Raw genomic sequence first — 553 nt, 5'->3', positions numbered from 1 at the left:
GTCCGGCGCCGGCCGGTGGGCCACCAGCTTTTCCGTCGCCGTCAGGCCGAACAGCGCGGGCTGGTGGGTGTGGCCGCAGAAGGTGAGGCGCGCATCGGTCGCCTCCAGGCTGATGCGCGCAACGGTGGCATCGGTGACGTAGATCCAGCGCTCCGGGTCCGAGCCCTCGGAATGGACGTAGAGCCGGTCCTCCTCCTCGTGGCTCATGGGCAGGCCGGCGAGGAAGTCGCGCGCATCGGTCGTGAGCTGCGTCGCCGTCCATTGGATCGCGATGGCGGCCAGCCTGGAGAAATTGCGCGGCCCGTTCAGCGCCGCCTCGTCATGGTTCCCGCGCAGCGCGATGGCGTCGCAGGCCACCAGCTCCTGCACGCGCGCCGTCACCTCGACGGGATTGGCGCCGTAGCCCACGAGGTCGCCCAGGAAGACCAGGCGCTCCGCCCTGTGCGCGGCCGCATGGGCGAGGCAGGCCTCCAGGGCCTCGAGATTGGCATGGATGTCCGCCAGCAGGGCGATCCGCATTCGTCGGTGCTCACTTGCTCGTCAGGTAGTCCGG

Annotated in this window: 1 protein-coding gene; it reads right to left on the bottom strand. The window is 70.3% G+C overall.

Annotated features, from left to right (window positions below; all coding sequences use genetic code 11):
* Window positions 1–519 (bottom strand): metallophosphoesterase family protein (locus AC1DWF_RS37625; protein ID WP_476843507.1); only part of this gene is annotated, 519 nt, incomplete at its 3' end.
* Window positions 520–553: the final 34 nt, after the last annotated feature.

Source organism: Aminobacter sp. P4_D5 (assembly GCF_056401815.1).
Note: the sequence above shows the minus strand (reverse complement) of the source record. Positions and strands in the feature narration are given on the sequence as shown.